Source organism: Kineosporia corallincola, from assembly GCF_018499875.1.
GTDB lineage: Bacteria > Actinomycetota > Actinomycetes > Actinomycetales > Kineosporiaceae > Kineosporia > Kineosporia corallincola.
The window spans coordinates 123,995-144,261 of sequence record NZ_JAHBAY010000006.1 but is presented as its reverse complement, the minus strand read 5'-3'; the positions used below and the strand labels follow the sequence as shown (position 1 = coordinate 144,261).

The following is a 20,267-nucleotide window of genomic DNA, read 5'->3' as shown; positions in this document are numbered from 1 at the left end:
GGTTCAGCTCGGCGGGGCCAGGTAGCTGTAGCGGTGGTGCCGGGTGAAACCGGCCTTCGCGTAGGCGGCCAGAGCCTTCTCGTTGCTCTCGGCGACCTGGAGGAACAGCGACCGGGCACCGTGTTTCCAGCCCCACTCGGCGATCGTGCCGACCAATGCCGTGGCCAGGCCGCGGCGTCGCCAGGCCGGGGCGATCTCCAGGGCGGTCAGCCCGGCCCAGCTCTCCGCCAGCGAACCGCGCACCACGCCGACCGTCTCGCCGCCGCCGGTGCGGACCGACACGAACACCTGCCGGGGCGCCGAGGTGAGCAGCCGCACGCCGTGGTCCGGCACGGCCTGGCCACGGTAGGAGTACTGGCTGATCCAGGCCGGGTCGGGCTCGTCGTCCGCCGTGACGGTCAGCCCCTCGGGCAGCTGCTGCCAGATCGCGTGGCCACGCAACTCCCCGGTGGCGCCGGTGAGCACGGCGGTGGAGGTGTCCGGAACCTGCTGCCAGCCGGCGTCGCCGAACGCCGAGGCGGCGGCCAGGAGCTGATCGGTGTCGCCGTCCTCCAGGGCGGGTTCCGGTGCGGCCGCCACCGGCCGCAGGCCCCGGTCGGCGTACCAGTCCACCACCTCGGTCACCGCGACATCCATCGGCATTCCTGGTTCTCCCACTGCCAGAACCGAATTCGCCCGGTTGGTGAAACCCCCGGAGGCACGCAGCAGCCAGCCGCCGAGCCACTCCTGCTCCCCGGCCTGCCAGTGCTTGGCCATCGCCAGCTCCAGGTCGGCCACCGACAGGGCGAGGTGCGCAGGTGCGGGCCTGGAGGCCTTCGGGGGGACCGGTTTGCCGGCCACGACGCTGCCCAGCGGCACGTCCACCGGCCCGTCGCGCCCCTCCACCCGGAGGGTGCCGCCGTTCACCGACAGCAGCTTCCCCAGCACGTCGTGCAGACCGGAGGCGTCTTTCAGCCGCACCACCACCCGGGAGCCCACGTGCTCGGCCCACTCGCTGCTCGACGCCGGTTTCACTTAGTGGACCCTTCGCAGACACGGTCTTTCTGAATCAGCGATACTAGGCCGGGCCCTGATGTGATCCCGCTGACGGCCCGGTACCTATCCGCCCTGGAGAGCGACCAGGGCCGCCATACCTGGAGGACCCGACGTGACGTACGTCATCGCGCAGCCTTGCGTGGATGTGAAGGACAAGGCCTGCATCGAGGAGTGCCCGGTCGACTGCATCTACGAGGGTGAGCGGATGCTGTACATCCACCCCGACGAGTGCGTGGACTGCGGCGCCTGCGAGCCGGTCTGCCCGGTGGAGGCCATCTTCTACGAGGACGACGTGCCGGACCAGTGGGGTGACTACTACAAGGCCAACGTCGAGTTCTTCGGCGACCTCGGCTCGCCCGGTGGCGCCTCCAAGATGGGCCTCATCAACAAGGACCACGCCTTCATCTCCGCCCTGCCGCCGCAGGCCGGGGAATGACGGCGTCCCGCCTGGTGCTGCCCGACTTCCCGTGGGACAAGCTCGCGCCCTACAAGGCGCGGGCCGGGCAGCACCCGGACGGGATCGTCGACCTGTCCGTCGGCACCCCGGTCGACCCGACGCCGGAGCTGATCCAGCGGGCGCTCGCCGCCGCCGCGGACGCTCCCGGCTACCCCCAGACCTACGGCACGCCCGCGTTGCGTGAGGCCGTCGCGGCCTGGTTCGCGCGCCGTCGCGGTGTGCCCGCGCTCGACCCGGACGGTGTGCTGCCGACGGTCGGGTCCAAAGAACTCGTCGCCTGGCTGCCCACCCTTCTGGGGCTCGGCCCGGGCGATGTGGTGATGCATCCCCAAGTGGCATATCCCACGTACGACGTGGGTGCGCGGCTGGCCGGCGCCACCCCGCTGGCCGCCGACGGCACGCTCCAGGTCGGCCCGGCCGCCGGAACGGTGAAGCTGGTCTGGCTGAACTCGCCGGGCAACCCGACCGGAAAGGTGCTCGGGGTCGAGCACCTGCGCAAGACCGTCGAATGGGCCCGCTCGATCGGTGCGGTCGTGGCCAGCGACGAGTGCTACGCCGAACTCGGCTGGGACGGCGTCGAGGTGCCGAGCATCCTCGACCCCGAGGTCTGCGGCGGCTCGCACGAGGGCCTGCTCGCGGTCTACTCCACCAGCAAGCAGTCCAACCTGGCGGGCTACCGCGCGGCCTTCGTGGCCGGGGATCCCGTTCTGGTGCGCCGCATTCTGGAGATCCGCAAGCATGCCGGGATGATCGTCCCGTGGCCGGTGCAGGAGGCCCTGCGGGTGGCGCTCGGCGACGACGAGCACGTCGCGCAGCAGCGGGAGCGGTACGCCCGGCGGCGTGAACTCATGCGTGAGTGGCTGGTCGCCGAGGGCTTCAAGATCGATCACTCGGAAGCCGGACTCTACTTCTGGGCCACCCGTGACGAACCCTGCTGGGACACCGTCTCGGACCTCGCCGCGCGTGGGGTGCTGGTCACACCCGGGGACTTCTACGGCCCTTCGGGCGCCCGGCACGTGCGCGTGGCTCTGACCGTCAGTGACGAGTCCGTGGCGAAGCTCGCCCGCCGCACAGCTGGTCCGGATGGCTCACCCGGTTCAACGGGGGGTAACTTGCGTTAAGGCCGTGTGTCCCCGAGACACCCGGTCGATAGACCCTGGACCCAGACACCAGCGTGGGAGCGTCTTCATGTCCGACGGATCTGATCAGATCACCCTGAACTACCCAGGCGGCGAACTCGACCTGGGAGTGACCCGGGCCACCGAAGGTGGATCCGGTTTCAGTGTCGCCTCCCTCCTCTCCACGACCGGTTACGTCACCTTGGACCCGGGTTTCACCAACACGGCGTCCTGCACCTCCGCGATCACGTACATCGACGGCGACGCGGGAATCCTGCGCTACCGCGGTTATCCGATCGCCGAGCTGGCGGAGAAGTCCTCGTTCATCGAGGTCAGTTACCTGCTGATCTACGGCGAGCTGCCGACGGCGGCCCAGCTGGAAGACTTCACCACCCGGATTCAGCGGCACACCCTGCTGCACGAGGACTTCAAGAACTTCTTCGACGGTTTCCCCCGCGACGCGCACCCGATGCCGGTGCTGTCGGCGGCGGTCTCGGCACTGGGCACGTTCTACCCGGACAGCCTCAGCATCCGCGACCACGACCAGGTCGAGCTGGCCACCACGCGTCTGCTCGCCAAGCTGCCCACGATCGCGGCCTACGCCTACAAGCGGTCGGTCGGTCAGCCGCTGCTCTACCCGGACAACTCGCAGGGCCTGGTGGAGAACTTCCTGCGGATGACCTTCGGGTTCCCGGCCGAGCCCTACGACGTCGACCCGGTTCTGGCGAAAGCCCTTGACCTGCTGTTCATTCTGCACGCAGACCACGAGCAGAACTGTTCGACGTCCACGGTCCGGCTGGTCGGCTCCGGCCAGGCCAACCTGTTCGCCTCGGTCTCGGCCGGCATCCACGCGCTCTCCGGTCCGCTGCACGGCGGCGCGAACTCGGCGGTGCTGGAGATGCTGGAAGAGATCCAGCGTTCTCCCGACGGCCCCGACACCTTCATGAACAAGGTGAAGAACCGCGAGGGCGGCGTCCGGCTGATGGGCTTCGGCCACCGCGTGTACAAGAACTACGACCCCCGCGCGGCGATCATCAAGAAGACCGCCGACGACATCCTGCGCGGGCTCGGCGTCGACGACCCGCTGCTCGAGATCGCCCTGCGGCTCGAGGAGATCGCGCTCAACGACGACTATTTCATCGAGCGCAAGCTGTACCCGAACGTGGACTTCTACACGGGCCTCATCTACAAGGCGATGGGTTTCCCGACCAAGATGTTCACGGTGCTGTTCGCCCTCGGCCGTCTGCCCGGCTGGATCGCGCAGTGGCGCGAGATGACCGACGACAAGCAGACCAAGATCGGGCGTCCGCGCCAGGTCTACATCGGCGCCACCGAGCGCCCCTACCTGGACCTCGGCGAGCGCTGAGCGTCAGTTCCACCGAAGAAGCCCGGTGATCGTTGGGTCCGATCACCGGGCTTCTTGTTGGTGGACGACGAAAGACCGCTCCACGCGCGGCCTTCGGCCCTCAGTACACCGTGATCTCGACCTCGCGCGCGCTCAGCCCGGTGTCCACCGCCACCCAGCCGTCGCTGGACGTGGCGCGGTCCCAGCGGTGCCCGGCCAGAGCCACCTGACGCACCCCGAGCTCGTCGGCCCGGCCCAGGGCCCAGGACGCCATGGCCCAGGCGTACCGGTCGTCGGTGTCGGCCGGGACCGAGAAGGTCAGCCCGGTGCCGGCCGCGTCGACGGTCGACTTGTTCCGGCCCAGTTCCTCTTTCGCCGCCGCCTTCACACTCTCGGCGCGGGTGGTGAGGCCGTTGTCGCCCGGGGTCTCGGCGGTCAGCTCGTCGTCTTCCCGCAGGATGCAGTTCCAGCCGCCGGGGGAGTAGCCGGCCAGCGGGGAGACCACCATGCGGGCCTCCGGCTCGTGGTCGGCGTAGGCCTCCGGGTAGGCGGAACGCTGCACCTTCTGCGCGGCCTCGGTGATGGTCAGCTCGTCGAGATCGCCGATCTTCTCCAGCTCGTCGTAGAACGCGTTGGTGGCGTAGATCGGGTCGAGCAGCTCTTCCTTGGTGCCCCAGCCCTGCGAGGGACGCTGCTGGAACAGGCCCACGGAGTCACGGTCGCCGTAGGTGATGTTGCGCAGCTTGGACTCCTGGATGGCGGTGGCCACGGCGATCGTGGCCGCCCGCACCGGGAAGTCGCGCTTCTCGGCGACCGCGGTGATGATCGCCGCGTTGTTCGCCTGGTCGGTCTCCAGGGTGTGGCTGGAGCCGTCGGTGAACTCGCCGGTGCAGATCTCGCGGATCGTCACCGGGCCGACCGCCCCCTGCAACCAGAACCAGGCCCCGCCCACGGCGATCCCGGCGGTCACCAGGATCACCGTGAGCGCGACCAGGAGGCCGCGGAAGGGGTTGCGCTTCCTGGTCTTACGCGTGCGGCCCATCTGGTTACCCGGTTCACGGTCGTGGGGCTGGTCTTCGTAGGGCTGTTCGTCGTAGGGCTTTTCGGTGCCGCCCGGCCGCCCCGCCCGCATCGGCTGGGTGCGGCCGTACCGGTTGCCGGGCCGTTCCTGCCGCGGTGTGCCGGCTCTCGGGCCGCCGGAGGGAACGGGACGGGTGGGGTCGATGTCGGTCATGCCCTTCCTCCCCGGAGGTGGAACTCCCTTGCCGTGACGTGTTTCAGGCGTTGGCGTGCAGCGCGGCGTTCAGCTCGAACGAGAACGAGCCGCCGGTGCGGGCCAGGGCCTCGACGGCGCCGGTGACCGAGTTGCGGCGGAACAGCACGCCGGTGGCGCCGGACAGCTCACGGGCCTTGATCAGCTGCGGGTTCTCCGCGCGGGCGCCGGTCTTCGGGTCGGTCAGCAGCAGCACCTTGGTGCCGGCCGTCAGGTAGAGCCCCGCCTCGACGATGCTGTCGTCGCCCAGGCTGATGCCCAGGCCGGCGTTCGCGCCCAGCAGGCAGCGCTCGCCGATCGAGACGACCTCCTTGCCGCCGCCGGAGAGCGTGCCCATGATCGACGCGCCGCCGCCGATGTCGGAGCCCTCACCGACCACGACGCCCTGCGAGATCCGGCCCTCGACCATCGAGTGGCCGACCGTGCCGGCGTTGAAGTTGACGAAGCCCTCGTGCATCACGGTGGTGCCCTCGGCCAGGTGGGCGCCCAGGCGCACGCGGCTGGCGTCGGCGATGCGCACACCGGTGGGCAGCACGTAGTCGGTCATCCGCGGGAACTTGTCCACGCCGGTCACCTCGACCCGGGTGCCCGGGCCGCCGCCGGCCCGGATGCGCAGGCGGGTGGCCTCGAAGTCGTCGGCCGGGCAGGGGCCGTGGTTGGTCCACACCACGTTCGGCAGCGCGCCGAAGATGCCGGTCAGGTTGATCGTGTTGGGTTTGACCAGGCGGTGCGAGAGCAGGTGCAGACGCAGGTAGGCGTCCGGGGTGTCCTTCGGCTCGGCGTCCAGGTCGATGACCGTGCGCACCACGTGCAGCCGGACCTTGCGGTGCGGGTCGGTGCCCTCCAGCGAGGCCAGGTCGGCGGGGACGGCGTAGGGGCTGTCTTCCGGTGCCTCGCCGAGCTGCGGCGCCGGGAACCAGGTGTCCAGCACGACCCCGGCCTCGGTGCTGCTGGCCAGGCCATAACCCCAGGCCAGGCGGGAAGAGGACGGGGTAACGGGGGACGTGGAACTTGCCTCGGTCATGCCCAGCATCCTAAGGGCGGTGCCTGTCCGCTCCGGACCGCGGCATGATCACTGCATCCGACCTCACGTTTTGCCGTGCTGGGGGCGTCTTCCCGGGTGGGAGGGGCTTGGGGTAGGGCTGGGTGGGTAGGGTCACGGGCATGACTGACGCGGCTGCCCCGGTTCGGCTCGACCTGACCGGAGACATCGCCGATCTCACCCGGGCGCTGTGCGACATCCCCTCGGTCAGCGGTGACGAGCAGGTCATCGCCGACGCGATCGAGGCCGCGCTGCGCGGCTACCCGCACCTCGAGGTGATCCGCGACGGGCACTGCGTGATCGCCCGTACCCACCTGGGCCGGGCCGAGCGGGTGGTGCTCGCCGGGCACATCGACACCGTGCCGATCGCCGGCAACCTGCCCACCCGCACCGTCGACGGGGTGATCCACGGCCGGGGCACGGTCGACATGAAGGGTGGGGTGGCGGTCGCGCTGGCCCTGGCCGCCGGGGTGCCCGAGCCGACCCGCGACGTCACCTACGTGTTCTACGACTGCGAGGAGATCGAGGCCGTCCGCAACGGGCTGGGCCGCCTCTCCCGCACCCGCCCCGAGCTCCTGCGGGCCGACTTCGCGGTGCTCGGCGAACCGACCTCGGCGGTGGTCGAGGGAGGCTGCCAGGGCACGATGCGGATCGAGGTGACGACCACCGGCACCGCCGCCCATTCCGCCCGGTCGTGGATGGGGTCGAACGCGATTCACCACGCCGGGCAGGTTCTCGACGTCCTCAATCGGTATGCGGCACAGCAGATCGAGGTGGACGGCCTGGTGTACCGGGAGGGGCTGAACGCGGTCGGGATCTCCGGCGGGATCGCCGGCAACGTGATCCCGGACCGGTGCAGCGTGCTGGTCAACTACCGCTTCGCCCCCGACAAGACGCTGGAGCAGGCCGAGGCGCATCTGCGCGATCTGTTCGCCGGGTTCGAGATCACCGTGACCGATGCCTCGCCCGCCGCCCGCCCCGGCCTGAACGCGCCGGTGGCAGCCGGTTTCGTGGCGGCGGTGGGCGGAACCCCGGGCCCGAAGTACGGCTGGACCGACGTGGCGCTGTTCTCCACGCTCGGCGTGCCGGCCGTGAACTTCGGCCCGGGCGATCCGTCACTCGCGCACAAGGACGACGAGCGGTGCCCGGTCAGCGATCTGACCACCTGCCTGGACGCGCTGCGCCGCTACCTGCTCGCCTGAGACGCGGCTCAGGCCACCGCGAACAGGTGGTCGACGATCGGGTCGGGCACTGCGTAGGAGTTGGCGCCGTCGATGGTCAGGCAGGTGGTGGTGCCCTGCATGTACCAGACCACGTCGTCGAACTCGAACGGCACCACCGGCCGCATCAGCCAGTGCTTGAACGATTCCCGGTGCATGACCGCGAGCGTGCGGTTGCCGTACCAGAGGGTCACGGTGTCGATGCGCACGACCACCTCGATCGTGCCGACCCGCCACCCTCGGCTGTCGGTCAGGTCGAACTCCAGCCGCCCGGTCCACTGCACCGGGGGGTGGGGGTTGACGGGTGTGCGCGGGGTCTGGGATTGGTTGCGCGCCGATGCCTTTGACCGGTCGGGCTGGGAGGTGTCGAGTCGGCTGCCGCTGGTCTGCTGCTCTGTCATCAGGTCTCGATTCCGCCCGTCGCCGTCGCCGAACTCCGTACTGCTCCGGGTGGCAGGGATGCGCACGTCAACCACGACGCGCCCGCGGGTCGGCCAGTCCACGCGGGGACACCACTGTCACCGTCACCACTGTCATCGCCGTGCGCGCGACCGTCCGCATCGCGTCCCCCGCTTCGTTCCGCGCTTCGTTCCGCACCGTCACATCGTGCTCACGCATAGGCTTAATCAAAGAGTGATTAGAGCGCAATATGCCCTTTTGCGCACCTGTAGAGTGCATCGAGCGTTCGCCGAGGCAAGTGGACAGGCGAATCCGGATGAGCATGAGGGACGCCCGGGGCCGGGGGAGCGGGTGTGGTGGTCTTCCGGGCGGGTCGGGGGAGGAAGTCGGCTGCCCGGCCGGGGCGCGGGCAACCGGAAGGTGCGGTGCGGTTGCCGTGAGCGTGCGGTCGGCCGGTGCAGGGTCACGGCCGGTGCAGGTTCACGGCCGGGCAGTCGGGTACGCGGGTCGTCGTCCTGGTGGACCTGGTGGCCCCGTGGGCCTGGTGACTCGGTGGCCCTGGCGTCCCCGTGGGGCTGGCGACTCGGTGGGCCCCGGTGACTCGGTGGGCCCCGGCGACTCGGTGGGCCCCGGTGACTCGGTGGGCCCCGGTGACTCGGTGAGCCCGGCGTCCCGGTGAGCCTGGTGACTCGGTGAGCTTGGCGTCCCGGTGGGCCTGGCGTCCCAGTAGGGCTGGTGACTCGGTGGGCCTGAGGACCCCGTGAACCTGGCGACCCCGGCGCCCCCCAGTGAACCTGGCGCCCCCAATGAACCTGGCGACCCGGTAAGCCCGATGAACCCGGTGACTCGGTGAACCCGGCTACGGCGAGCGGCTGCTGGGGCGCTGAATCGCCGACCGCGGAGTGGCGCACGAGGATCCGGGCGTGACCGTTCACCGTCACCATGGCGCGCGAAAGACCTGATGCGGCAGGGCGGTACGGGTGAGTGCCGGGTCGGTCCTGGGTCGTTCCCAGGTGAGTGCCGGGTCGGTCTTGGGTCAGTCCTGAGAGCTGCGATGCCGGCGGCGGGCCGAGAGGTCGATGATCGCCTGGCGCGAGGTGGGCGGGCCCAGGGGATCGCGACGGCCGGTGCCGGGCAGCTGGTCCGACTGCTTCTCGCGCACGTCGATCTCGTCTTCGTCGGGCCAGCCGGTGGAAGCACCCCCGGAACCGCGCGCACCGGCGTAACCGGTCGGCGAGCTGCCGGGCCGGTCACCGCCCCAGGGCTGCTCCGCGGCCGGGCGCCACGGGGTCTCCGGCTCGTCGGGGGTGTTGCTGTACGGCGAGGGGTAGCCGGACGGCGGGGCAGCCGGGGAGGACGACGTGTACGACGACGAACCGCCCGGGTAGCTGCCGAACGCGTCACCGGAGTAACCGGACGACGACGGGCCGGAGGACACCGGCGTGCTCGGAGCGGGCGGGGTGCTCGGAGCGGGCGGCGACGGGTAGCCGGAGCCGTAGCCCGGGTAGCCGCTGCTCGAAGCCGGGCGGCCGGAGCCGGCCGGGCTGACGGAGTTGCCCGGGCTGCCGGAACCGCCGAAGGCGGCCGACGACGAGCCGGGCAGCGGGTCGTTCAGCGGGTCGCTGAGGGCGCGGATGGTCTCGGTCGACGGACCCAGGTTGGGGTCGGGCCGGTAGATGCTGGCCGCCGCCTCCTGGAAGCGGCGTTCCGACTCGGTCTGCTCGCGGCTCGGCAGCGCCGGTGCCGACGGGGTGGTCGGCGACTCGACGGCCGCGGCGCCGGGCATCATCCAGCTGCCGGTGTTCGGGCCCTGCACGGTGGGCCAGCTACCGGTCGACGTGGATGCCGACGCGGCCAGCTTGGCGGCTCGCTCGTAGGCCTCGCGGCGGATCTCCTCGGCGGCCCGGCGTACTTCTTCGAGCCGCTGGCGCTCCGCCTCCTCACGGGCGGCCTGCTCGCGGGCGGCCTTCTCGGCCTCCTCGCGCTCGGCCCGCTCGCGGGTCTCGCGTTCCCGGCGGGCCGCGGCGGCACGTTCGCGCGCCTCGTGGATACGGCGCTCGCGCTCGATGCGCTGACGTTCCAGCCGCTCGGCCTCCGCCTTGGCGAGGGCCTCCTTGCGCTCCTTCTCCAGGCGCTCCTTCTCGGCCTTCTCGGCCTTCTCCGCGGCGACGCGCTCGGCCTCGACCCGCTCCGCCTCGATGCGTTCGGCCTCGATGCGTTCGGCCTCAGCCTTGGCGCGGGCCTCGGCCTCCTTGCGCTCGCGCTCCAGCCGTTCGATGCGTTCCGCCTCGGCCTTGGCGCGGGCCTCGGCTTCCTTGCGCTCACGTTCCACACGTTCGCGCTCGCGACGCTCGGCCTCGATGCGCTCACGCTCCAGGCGCTCCCGCTCGCGGCGCTCCGCCTCCTGGCGTTCGCGTTCGCGACGCTCCGCCTCGAGCCGCTCGGCCTCAAGACGCGCTGCCTCGACACGCGCTGCCTCGACACGTTGTGCCTCAAGGCGTTCCGCCTCGAGACGCTCTCGCTCGATGCGCTCCCGCTCCAGCCGTTCACGCTCACGGCGCTGGGCCTCGATACGTTCGCGTTCCTTGCGCTCCCGCTCCCGGCGCTCGGCCTCGACGCGTTCCCGCTCCAGGCGCTCACGGCGCTCGGTCTCGATCCGCTCGCGCTCCAGCCGTTCGGCCTCGCGGCGTTCCGCCTCGATCCGCTCACGTTCCAGCCGCTCAGCCTCGGCCCGGGCGAACGCCTCCTGGCGCTCCCGCTCCCGGCGCTCCGCCTCGGCACGGGCCTCGGCCTCACGGCGCTCCCGCTCGGCCTGCTCGGCCAGGCGGCGGGCCTCGGCCTGCCGCTCGCGCTCCTCCTGCTCGCGACGCTCCGTCTCGGCGCGCTCGCGAGCCTCCCGCTCGATCCGGGCCCGCTCCACGCGTTCCCGGGCGGCCCGCTCCGCGGTCTCCCGCTCGGCCTCGGCCCGGGCCTGCTCCCGCTCGTGCGCCTCGGCGGCCTGCCGCGCCGCCTCCTCGGCCGCCGCCCTGGCCGCCCGCGCGGCCTGATCGTCGGCCGACACCCCGTTCATCGCGCTGCTCGCGACACCGTTGAGCGCGGCGGCCGCCTCGGCCCCGCGGGCGGCGCGACGGGAACGCCGCGTGCCGCCGGCCGGTGTGGGACCGGCCGACCCTCGTGCGGTGTCGCCCCCGGCGGGACGGGACGTGGACGACGACGCCGCACCGGCATGACGGTGGTGACCGGTGCCGGGGCTCACGTCGTCCACAGGCTGGTGGTCGGCGAGCTCGGCGAGCGACGGGTCACCGGCGGGCGGCAGGCTCGGAGTCACGCCGTTGACCGGGACGCGCGCGCCGGTGGGTGCCTCGTCGGTGCCGGCGTCGAACTCCGGGTCGGTGGCGCGCCGGCCACCGTTCAGGCCCTGGGCCGGGGCGGGCCGCGAACCGGGACGGCTGTGCGGCCCGATCACCTCGGCACCGAGCGCACGGCTGGGCGTGGGCGGCATCGAGACCGCGGCCACGTCGTCGGCGTTGTCGTCGTCCCAGCGACTGGTGGGCGCGGTGAAGTGGGACCGGCTCTCCTGGTCTTCCGGGCGCTCCCGCTTGGCCGCCTGCAACCGCTCGTCGGCGCGGCGGAACAGCTTCTCGGCATCGGCGTCGGGGCGCCGCCCGGACAGCGACCAGACGGCCGCGACACCGGTCATGATGCTCACGTCGAGGCCGTCGGCCAGCTCGTTCCAGGGGCGGGCGTCGACCGCGACCCGCATGCGCTCGGCCACCGCGTTGGCCTCTTCGTCGCCGGTGCCGGGCAGCAGCACGACGAACTCGTCGCCGCTGTAACGCAGCAGCTGGTCGTCGGTGCGCAGCTGGAGCGACAGACTGGCGGCGACCCGGCGCAGCACCTCGTCGGCCACGACGTGGGTGAAGCGGTCGTTGATCTCTTTGAAGTGGTCGACGTCGACCAGGATCAGGGCGAGTGGCAGCGGCCCGAACCGCAGAATCTGGCGTAGCTCCTCGTCGAGGGCGAGGCGGTTGCCGACCCCGGTGAGGGCGTCGGTGCGGCTCTCGGTGCGCAGGGCCTGGTGCTCCAGCGCCTGACGGGCGGTGTCGGCGACCAGGTCCATGCCGCGCCAGCCGAGCCGGACCAGCAGCTCGGTCATCCGGTGCAGCACCGGCACGACCTCACCGTTGGCGTAGGTCTCCAGCCAGAGCCGTTCCCGGGTGCGGCAGACCTCGAGCACCAGGTTGGGCAGCGTGGCCGGCGGCGTGATCGCGGAGTCGTCGAGGCTGCGGGCGGTGGCCAGCGAGCCGACCAGGGCGTGGGCGCGCATCGCGGCCAGCGACACGATCTGCCGCTCGGCGGCGGGCAGGTCGCCGACGTTGCCGAAGGCGTCGGGGCCGAGCAGGCGCAGCGCCTCGGACGGCCGGCCGCGGTAGGCGGCGGCCAGGGCACGCACGCCGTTCGCGCCGCGGCGCAGGGTGCCGGGCACCGCGTCGTCCTGGAGCCCGTCGACCTTGGCGGCCAGCTCGACCGCGCGGCTCATGAGTTCTTGCTGCGGGTCCTGCGCGCCGCCGGCCAGCGGTTCCATCGCCCGGGCGGCGAGTTCGGTGGCCCAGGTGGCCCAGTGCTCGGCCTGGTCGAGAGTGCTACGCGAGGAGACGTGGTGGTCGATGCGGGTGCGCATCTCGTCGGCGCGGTCCTGCAACCGCAGCCCGGCGTAGACCACGGCCAGACCGTTCAGCAGCCGGTAGCCGCCGTCGTCGGTGAGGTCGTCGCCGGCCAGTGCGGAGTCGGCCCGGGCCAGGTCGGAGGTGGCGCCGCCGATGTCGCCGGAGTCGACGCGGAACTGCGCGCGGGTGGCGCAGGCGATGGCGGCCCACAGCCCGGCCTGGCGCTCGTGCGCCGCGCGTTCCAGCACGTCGCAGGCGGCGATGGCGGTCTGGTGCCCCCCGCCCAGCCTGCGCAGCAGCACCGCCCGGCCGTACAGGGCGAGCAGCAACGTCTCGTCGTCGGCCGTCTGGGCCAGGCTCGGGATCAGCGCCTCGAGTCGCCGAAGGGCGAGATCAGCGCGCCCGTACCGGCCTTCGACGACGAGCTTCTCGACGTCCGCCAGTGGAGACACGCCGTCCCGGGTCAACTCCTCCGGCAGACCGCGCACGTGCCGCACACTATCTGGGTTTGAGCTCAGGGCTCGAGTGTCACAGGTCGGAATTTCCTGAGAGCGGGCGCGGCGTCACCTTCCGGTCGAACCGCGCGACGAACGGTGACGACGACGACCGGTTGCGTGCGGGTCACCTGCCCTCGCCGCCCGCATCGTTGGCGCTAGCGTCGGCGCCATGAGCACGCGACCCGACCACGACCGGCCCGACGACCCGCAGATGCCGAAGGACGAGCACACCTCGGGACCCACCACGCTGCGCGGGGAGCTGGTGCCCGGGTCCACCACCGACCAGCGGCTGCTCGACGGCCGTGGCGCCAGCGACTGGGTGCACACCGATCCCTGGCGGGTCATGCGCATCCAGGCGGAGTTCGTCGAGGGCTTCGGGTCGCTCGCCGAGCTCGGCCCGGCGATCAGCGTGTTCGGCTCGGCCCGCACGCCCGACACCGCGCCCGACTACAAGCTCGCCCAGCAGGTCGGGAAGGGCCTGGTGGAGGCCGGTTTCGCGGTGATCACCGGGGGTGGCCCGGGGGCGATGGCCGGCGCCAACCAGGGCGCGCACGAGGCCGGCGGGGTGTCGGTCGGGCTGGGGATCGAGCTGCCCTTCGAACAGGGCATGAACCGCTGGGTGAACCTCGGCGTGGACTTCCGCTACTTCTTCGCCCGCAAGACCATGTTCGTCAAGTACGCCCAGGGCTTCATCGTGCTGCCCGGCGGTTTCGGCACCTTCGACGAGCTGTTCGAGGCGCTGGTGCTGGTGCAGACCCGCAAGGTCACGTCGTTCCCGATCGTGCTGCTGGGGACCGACTACTGGCAGGGGCTGAAGGACTGGCTGGCCGGGCCGGTGCTGTCCCGGGGCATGATCCGGGCCGCCGACCTCGACCTGCTCACGATCACCGACGACGTGGACGAGGCGGTCGGGCTGATGGCCGCCGCCCGCTCCGAACACGCCGCCGCCGACGACCCCGCCACGGGCGGTCCAGGCCTCGGGTGACAATGGCGCCGTGGCCCGGATCTGTGTTTTCTGCGCGTCGTCCCTGCGGATCGACCCCTCCTACGTCCAGCTCGCCGCGCGGGTCGGGAGGGCGATCGCGGCGCGGGGGCACGACCTGGTGTCGGGCGGCGGCTCGATCTCGATGATGGGTGCGGTGGCCCAGGCCGTGCGCGACGGCGGGGGCCACACCATCGGTGTGATCCCGCAGTTCCTGGTGGACCGCGAGGTGGCCGACCACGCCTCGGACGAGCTGATCGTCACCGACGACATGCGCAGCCGCAAGGGGCGCATGGAGGAGCTGGCCGACGCGTTCATCACGCTGCCCGGCGGCATCGGCACGCTGGAGGAACTGACCGAGGTCTGGACCGCCGCGTCGCTGGGCATGCACGCCAAGCCGGTGGTGGTGCTCGACCCGACCGGGCTCTACGAGCCGTTGCGGGTGCTGGTGCAGCGGCTGACCGACCAGGGCTTCCTGAGCGAGGCCGCGGTGGAGTCGCTGACCTGGGCCACGAGCATCGACGAGGCGTTCGCCTGGATCGACCACGGGCTCGGCGAGGTCGCCGTCACCCCCGCCGTCACCGACCAGGTGGAGTCCGCCCCGTGACGGTCCCGCCCCCCTCCGCCCGGCTCCGGCTCGGCGGCCGCGACTTCGCGCCGGGCGTGCCGGTGGTGATGGCGGTGATCAACCGCACGCCCGACTCGTTCTACGCGGGCAACCGGATGTACGACGAGGACGCCGCGGCCGAGGCGGTCGCCCGGGCCGAGGCCGAGGGTGCCGACATCGTGGACGTCGGCGGGGTGAAGGCCGGTCCGGGCACCGAGGTGGACACCGCTGAGGAACTGCGCCGGGTGGTGCCGTTCATCGCCCGGATCCGTTCCGCGCATCCGGGCCTGCTGCTCAGCGTGGACACCTGGCGCGCCGAGGTGGCCCGGCAGGCCTGCGCCGCCGGGGCCGACCTGATCAACGACACCTGGGCCGGGCACGATCCGCAGCTCCCCGCGATCGCGGCCGCTGCGGGCGCCGGGCTGGTGCTCTCGCACACCGGTGGTGCGGTGCCGAGGACACGCCCGCACCGGGTGGGCTACGGGAACGGCGCCGAGTCGATCGTGGACGACGTCCTCACGCACCTGATGGGCAGTGCGAGGACGGCGACGGACGCCGGGGTGCCGGGGGAGTCGCTGCTGCTCGACCCGACCCACGACTTCGGCAAGAACACCTGGCACGGGCTGGCCCTGCTGCGCCGCACCGAGGCGCTGGTGGCGCTCGGGCACCCGGTGCTGATGTCGTTGTCGCGCAAGGACTTCGTCGGCGAGACCCTGGACCTGCCGGTGGACGACCGGCTGGAGGGGACGCTCGCGGCCACCGCCGTGGCGGCCTGGTGCGGCGCCAAGGTGTTCCGGGTGCACGACGTGGCCGCGAGCCGCCGTGCGATCGACATGGTGGCGAGCATCCGGGGCGAACGGCCCCCGGCGCGTGCGGTGCGAGGGCTGGCCTGAATGGTGGACGACGCCGGGCTCCGCCCGGATGTGCGGGACTGGTTCACCCGGCGCACCTGGCAGCCGGTGCCCTGGACCGCGGGAGAACTGACCGGGCTGAAGGCCGGCCGCACGGTCAGCGTGGTCCTGCCCGCCCTGAACGAGGAGGAGACCGTCGCCGGGGTGGTCGCCGCGGTCCGCGCCGCCGGGCCGCTGGTGGACGAGATCGTGGTGATGGACGGCGGCTGCACCGACCGCACCGCCGAGCGGGCCGTGCGGGCGGGTGCCCGGGTGGTGGCGCTGGACCAGGTGCTGCCGGGGCTGGAGCCGTTGCCGGGCAAGGGCGAGGTGCTGTGGCGCTCGCTCGCGGCGACCACCGGTGACCTGATCGCGTTCGTCGACGCCGACCTGGTGGAGGTCGGGCCGGAGGTGGTGGTGGGGCTGCTCGGCCCGCTGCTCACCGAGCCCGGCGTGCAGCTGGTCAAGGGCTTCTACCGACGTCCTCTGCGGTTGGGGAACACCGAGCAGCGCAGCGGTGGCGGCCGGGTGACCGAGCTGGTGGCACGCCCGCTGCTGGCCCGGTTCGAGCCCCGGCTGAGCGGCGTGGTGCAGCCGCTGGGCGGCGAGTACGCGGCCCGTCGCGAGCTGCTGACCCGGCTGCCGTTCGCCGGCGGCTACGGCGTCGAGATCGCGCTGCTGATGGACACTCTGCGGCTGGCCGGGCTGGACGCCGTCGGCCAGGTGGACCTGGGGGTGCGCAAGCACCGCAACCGGGATCTCGCCGATCTCGGGGTGATGGCCTCGGAGATCCTCGCCGTGGTGCTCGACCGGGCCGGCGTCGACGCGGGGCCGTTGCCGGTCGACCTGGTGCAGTTCGCCGAGGGGGCTTCCGGCGGCGAACCGGGGACGACGGACGGCTCCGGCTGGCACCCGGTGGCCCGGCACGTGGCGCGGGCCGGGCGAGGGCCGGTGGAGACGTTCCTGACCAGCAGTTAGCTGTGGAAATCCCGAACTGTCGGTACCCCGTGGGACGATCTCGTCGTGACCTTGCTGATGGTGCTGCTCACCCTCGTGGTGGTGGCCGGGGTGATCGCCGTCGCCACCGGTGTGATCCGCGGCGGCCTCGACGAACCCGCTCCGACGATCCCGGTGCGGGCGCTGCCCGCCGACGACATCACCGGTCGCGACGTGACCGCGCTGCGCTTCGTGCAGGGATTCCGCGGCTACCGCATGGACCAGGTCGACGCCGCGCTCGACTCGCTGGCGCTGGAGGTCGACCGGCTGCGCGCCCAGGTGGTGCAGGAGCGCTCCGCGCGGCTCCAGCTGGCCCGGGGCGGTGCCGTCACCACCACCGGCGAGGGCGTCGCCACGATCGACGCGCCGCCGGTCGACGAGGGCGGCGTCCCGGCACCCGATCCGGCCTACCCGCTGACCGGGCCGATCACCCGGCCGCTGCGCAGGCCTCGGCGGCGGGCGGAGAACCCGGACGACGCCTCGCCCGGTGCGCAGGGCACGGCGGGCGGCCCGGCCGGGCCGCCGACCACCGGCGAGATCCGGCCGGGCGCGGAAGACCGCGACTGATGGCCCGTTTCCGGGTGGAGGTGCCGGTCGCGGCGCCGGTGCCGCGGGTCTGGGCCCGGCTGACCGACTGGCCCGCCCACGCCCGGCTGGCGCCGCTCACCAGCATCCGCGTGGTCGGGCCGGGCGACCGGCCCGGCTCGGTCTTCGTGGCCCGCACCGGGCTGGGGCCGCTGGCGTTCGACGACCCGATGCGGATCGAGCGGTTCGAGCCACCGTCGGGCGCGAGCGGCACGGGCCGGTTCCGGGTGGGCAAGACCGGCCGGCTGCTGCGCGGCTGGGTGGAGGCCGAGGTGCGGCCGGACGGGCAGGGCAGTCTGCTGGTCTGGCACGAGGAGCTGCGGGTGCCGCCCGAGGCGCTGACCCGGTTCGCCGGGCCGCTGATCGGTGGGGTGGCGGGGGCGGCCTACGGGGCCGCGCTGCGCCGGCTGGGGCGTGAGGTGGAGACAGAAATGGGTGGGCGTGGCTGAGACACGGACGGCACTGGTCACCGGCGAAGACGGGCTGAGGCGCTGCTTCTGGGGCGCCTCCACCCCGGACTACCAGGCGTATCACGACCAGGAGTGGGGCTTCCCGGTGCGCGGCGAGAGCCGGCTGTACGAGCGCATCACCCTGGAGGCCTTCCAGTCCGGGCTGGCCTGGATCACGATCCTGCGCAAACGGGAGAACTTCCGGGCCGCGTTCGCCGGGTTCGACCCGGAGAAGGTGGCAGCCTTCGACGAGGACGACGTGTCCCGGCTGCTGACCGACACCGGCATCGTGCGTAACCGGGCCAAGATCGAGGCGGCCGTGCGCAACGCCCGCGCCGTGCTCGAGGTGCGCGACACCGTCGAGGGCGGGCTCGACGCGCTGATCTGGTCCTTCGCCCCCGGGCGGGCGCCCCGCGCACCCCGCCTGCTCAGCGACGTGCAGGCCGTCACCCCGGAGTCCACGGCCCTGGCCAAGGCGCTGAAGCGGCACGGCTTCGCGTTCGTCGGGCCGACCACCGCCTATGCCGCGATGCAAGCCTGCGGGCTGGTCAACGACCACTTCCAGGGCTGCCACGCGCGCACCGCGGTGGCGGGTGACAAGCCGGTCAAAAAACCCGGTCGCACGGCACCGGACGCGCGCGATGTCGCTCGATCATGACAAAATTCGTGACACCAGCCGATGTAAGAAAGCCCTCTAGGGTGGCAAATCCTGCATCGCAGGGCGTGGTGGCAGCAAAATGAGACGTGCGGAGCCCGCCGGGGGCCACCGCGTTTCGTAGTGGAACCGGTAAGCGGGATAATGCTCGAGGTCACGCTCCGTGCTTGGCACGGGTAGGCGGCGGGCGTTGTGCCCATAGCATTCAGCGATTCCCAAGATCGGGAATCGCGCCGAGGAAGGGGAGCCACATGGCGGCCATGAAGCCGAGGACCGGCGACGGACCGCTGGAGGTCACGAAGGAAGGACGCGGCATCGTCATGCGCGTTCCTCTTGAAGGTGGCGGCCGGCTGGTGGTTGAGATGTCCGCCACAGAGGCGAGCGAGCTGGGCGACGCGCTCAAGGCGGTAGGCAACTAGTAGGCGGGTCGGCCGGTGCCCGCACCGGCCCCGGCGACGGAGGTCAGGCAGCAGATGGTGGCGGTAGCACCGGTCCAGGTCGCACCCCGGGTGGGGCCGCGGACCAGCGTCGCGAGCAGGTCGGGATCACTCGTCTCCGCACTCCGGGAGACGGTAGACGCCGACCTGGTCGCGGTGCCGGTCCGCAAGACCGGTGACACGGTCGTCGCGGACCGGCACGGAGATCAGGTCGCGGCCGCCTACGGCGTCGACCTGGCCGCGGTGATCGGGGCCGAACGGGTCAAGGGCGGTGCCGGGCAGGTCGTCCGGGTCCCGGTCATGGCCCCGTCCGGGCTGCCGCAGCGCTTCCTGCTGGTCGGGATCGGCGACGGTTCCCCGCGAGACCTCCGTCGGGCCGCGGCCGCACTGAGTCGCTCCGCGCGCGGTCGCAGTCACGTAGTGACCACCCTGGGTGATGGCTCCTCGGTGGAGGGGGCGCGTGCCGTGGTCGAGGGCTTCGTCCTCGGCGGGTACACGCCGCCGAGCGCCGGCCTGAAGCCGCGGGAGGACTCCTCGCCCGCGGCCCAGGTCACCCTGGTCGGCTCTCACCCGGCCACGGGTCTGGACCGGGGCCGGGCGCACGCCCGGGCCACGGTGCTGGCCCGTGACCTCACCGAGACGCCCGCCAACCTGAAGAACCCCGACTGGTTCGCCCGGCAGGCCGCCGACCTCGGTGCCGCCGCCGGACTGGACGTGCGGATCTGGCACGAGGACCAGCTCGCCGACGAGGGTTTCGGCGGAGTGCTCGCCGTCGGCTCCGGCTCCGCCACACCGCCGCGGTTCGTCCGCATCGACTACCGCCCCGAGGGCGTGCGCGACCGCCGGCCCGTGGTGCTGGTCGGCAAGGGCATCACCTTCGACACCGGTGGCATCTCGATCAAGCCGCGCACGTCGATGGTGGCCATGAAGAGCGACATGGCCGGGGCCGCCGTGGTGCTCGCGGCGCTGCTGGCCTGCCCCGAGATCGGTATCCGCCGGCCGGTCACCGCGCTGCTGCCGCTGGCCGAGAACGCCTTCGGCGCCGGCTCCTACCGGCCCGGCGACGTGGTCACCACCTACGGCGGGCAGACCGTCGAGATCCTCAACACCGACGCCGAGGGCCGCATGGTGCTGGCCGACGGGCTGGCCTACGCGGCGCGGCATCTCGATCCCGAGGTGATCGTCGACATCGCCACGCTGACCGGGGCCGCCTCGCTCGGGCTGGGCCGGCGGCACGCCGCGCTCTACAGCACCACCGACCGGCTGGCCGAGGCCCTCGCCACGGCCGCCACCGGCAGCGGCGAGCAGGTCTGGCGCATGCCGCTGGTCGACGAGTACCGCTCCGTGCTCGACTCGACCGTCGCCGACATCCGGCACGTGACCGGTCCGGGGGCCGAGATCAGCGGTGGTGGTTCCATCGCCGCGGCCCTGTTCCTGCGCGAGTTCACCGCCGGGGCACGCTGGGCCCACCTCGACATCGCCGGCCCGGCCCGCGCCGAGCGGGACGAGCACGAGGCCACCCGCGGCGCCACGGGTTTCGGCACCCGGTTGCTGCTGCGCTGGCTGGAGGGCCTGCACTGACCCGGTCCTTGCCCTGACCCGGTCGGGGCGCC

General features: G+C 72.3%; 18 protein-coding genes. 13 read left to right on the top strand and 5 right to left on the bottom strand.

Annotated features, from left to right (window positions below):
* Positions 1 to 3 precede the first annotated feature (3 nt).
* Positions 4 to 1,014 carry a GNAT family N-acetyltransferase gene (locus KIH74_RS38635; protein ID WP_214156718.1) on the bottom strand — a complete coding sequence of 337 codons (1,011 nt, stop codon included), beginning with the start codon at positions 1,012 to 1,014 and terminating at the stop codon, positions 4 to 6.
* A 133-nt stretch (positions 1,015 to 1,147) separates the two neighbouring features.
* On the opposite strand from KIH74_RS38635, the gene fdxA reads away from it, so the two are divergent.
* The 3 genes from fdxA (at position 1,148) to KIH74_RS15880 (ending at position 3,976) form a co-directional block, all read left to right on the top strand.
* The gene (fdxA, locus tag KIH74_RS15890; protein WP_214156717.1) at positions 1,148 to 1,471 is read left to right on the top strand and encodes a ferredoxin; all 324 of its coding nucleotides are present in this window, start codon (positions 1,148 to 1,150) and stop codon (positions 1,469 to 1,471) included.
* Entirely contained in the window at positions 1,468 to 2,613 is a 1,146-nt protein-coding gene (gene dapC / locus KIH74_RS15885) for a succinyldiaminopimelate transaminase (protein ID WP_214156716.1), read from the top strand. The genes fdxA and dapC overlap by 4 nt, the downstream gene beginning before the upstream one ends.
* Positions 2,614 to 2,680: 67 nt before the next feature.
* Positions 2,681 to 3,976: a citrate synthase gene (locus KIH74_RS15880; protein WP_214156715.1), complete on the top strand. Its 1,296-nt coding sequence runs from the start codon at positions 2,681 to 2,683 to the stop codon at positions 3,974 to 3,976.
* Between the two features lie 100 nt (positions 3,977 to 4,076).
* Here KIH74_RS15880 and KIH74_RS15875 read toward each other — a convergent pair whose 3' ends face one another.
* Positions 4,077 to 5,189 (bottom strand): hypothetical protein, encoded by a 1,113-nt coding sequence (locus KIH74_RS15875; RefSeq protein WP_214156714.1) that lies wholly within the window; start codon positions 5,187 to 5,189, stop codon positions 4,077 to 4,079.
* A 43-nt stretch (positions 5,190 to 5,232) separates the two neighbouring features.
* The gene (gene dapD, locus KIH74_RS15870) at positions 5,233 to 6,252 is read right to left on the bottom strand and encodes a 2,3,4,5-tetrahydropyridine-2,6-dicarboxylate N-succinyltransferase (RefSeq protein ID WP_214156713.1); all 1,020 of its coding nucleotides are present in this window, start codon (positions 6,250 to 6,252) and stop codon (positions 5,233 to 5,235) included.
* A gap of 140 nt (positions 6,253 to 6,392) precedes the next feature.
* On the opposite strand from dapD, the gene dapE reads away from it, so the two are divergent.
* A complete protein-coding gene (dapE, locus tag KIH74_RS15865; protein WP_214156712.1) occupies positions 6,393 to 7,472 on the top strand; it encodes a succinyl-diaminopimelate desuccinylase in 1,080 nt (359 codons plus the stop codon).
* An 8-nt stretch (positions 7,473 to 7,480) separates the two neighbouring features.
* Here the strand turns inward: dapE and KIH74_RS15860 are convergent, their stop codons facing one another.
* Both KIH74_RS15860 and KIH74_RS15855 read right to left on the bottom strand, forming a co-directional pair.
* A complete protein-coding gene (locus tag KIH74_RS15860) occupies positions 7,481 to 7,891 on the bottom strand; it encodes a hypothetical protein (RefSeq protein WP_214156711.1) in 411 nt (136 codons plus the stop codon).
* Positions 7,892 to 8,925: 1,034 nt separating this feature from the next.
* On the bottom strand, positions 8,926 to 13,044 hold the full coding sequence (locus KIH74_RS15855; protein WP_214156710.1) for a GGDEF domain-containing protein: 4,119 nt from the start codon (positions 13,042 to 13,044) through the stop codon (positions 8,926 to 8,928).
* A gap of 178 nt (positions 13,045 to 13,222) precedes the next feature.
* Here KIH74_RS15855 and KIH74_RS15850 point away from each other — a divergent pair, with 178 nt between their 5' ends.
* The 9 genes from KIH74_RS15850 (at position 13,223) to KIH74_RS15810 (ending at position 20,235) form a co-directional block, all read left to right on the top strand.
* Complete coding sequence (locus KIH74_RS15850; protein ID WP_214156709.1) at positions 13,223 to 14,038, top strand: LOG family protein; 816 nt, start codon at positions 13,223 to 13,225, stop codon at positions 14,036 to 14,038.
* A gap of 10 nt (positions 14,039 to 14,048) precedes the next feature.
* On the top strand, positions 14,049 to 14,642 hold the full coding sequence (locus KIH74_RS15845) for an LOG family protein (protein WP_214156708.1): 594 nt from the start codon (positions 14,049 to 14,051) through the stop codon (positions 14,640 to 14,642).
* The gene (gene folP, locus KIH74_RS15840) at positions 14,639 to 15,535 is read left to right on the top strand and encodes a dihydropteroate synthase (protein ID WP_214156707.1); all 897 of its coding nucleotides are present in this window, start codon (positions 14,639 to 14,641) and stop codon (positions 15,533 to 15,535) included. Before KIH74_RS15845 ends, folP begins: the two co-directional genes overlap by 4 nt.
* Complete coding sequence (locus KIH74_RS15835; RefSeq protein WP_214156706.1) at positions 15,536 to 16,510, top strand: glucosyl-3-phosphoglycerate synthase; 975 nt, start codon at positions 15,536 to 15,538, stop codon at positions 16,508 to 16,510.
* Between the two features lie 45 nt (positions 16,511 to 16,555).
* Positions 16,556 to 17,095, top strand: a complete 540-nt coding sequence (locus KIH74_RS15830) for a DivIVA domain-containing protein (protein ID WP_214156705.1) — start codon at positions 16,556 to 16,558, stop codon at positions 17,093 to 17,095.
* Positions 17,095 to 17,562, top strand: a complete 468-nt coding sequence (locus tag KIH74_RS15825) for an SRPBCC family protein (protein WP_214156704.1) — start codon at positions 17,095 to 17,097, stop codon at positions 17,560 to 17,562. The genes KIH74_RS15830 and KIH74_RS15825 overlap by 1 nt, the downstream gene beginning before the upstream one ends.
* Entirely contained in the window at positions 17,555 to 18,220 is a 666-nt protein-coding gene (locus KIH74_RS15820; protein WP_308113806.1) for a DNA-3-methyladenine glycosylase I, read from the top strand. Before KIH74_RS15825 ends, KIH74_RS15820 begins: the two co-directional genes overlap by 8 nt.
* 248 nt (positions 18,221 to 18,468) lie before the next feature.
* Positions 18,469 to 18,636, top strand: coding sequence for a DUF3117 domain-containing protein (locus KIH74_RS15815; protein WP_214156703.1), 168 nt, complete (start codon positions 18,469 to 18,471; stop codon positions 18,634 to 18,636).
* Positions 18,637 to 18,690: 54 nt separating this feature from the next.
* Complete coding sequence (locus KIH74_RS15810) at positions 18,691 to 20,235, top strand: leucyl aminopeptidase (protein WP_214156702.1); 1,545 nt, start codon at positions 18,691 to 18,693, stop codon at positions 20,233 to 20,235.
* Positions 20,236 to 20,267: the final 32 nt, after the last annotated feature.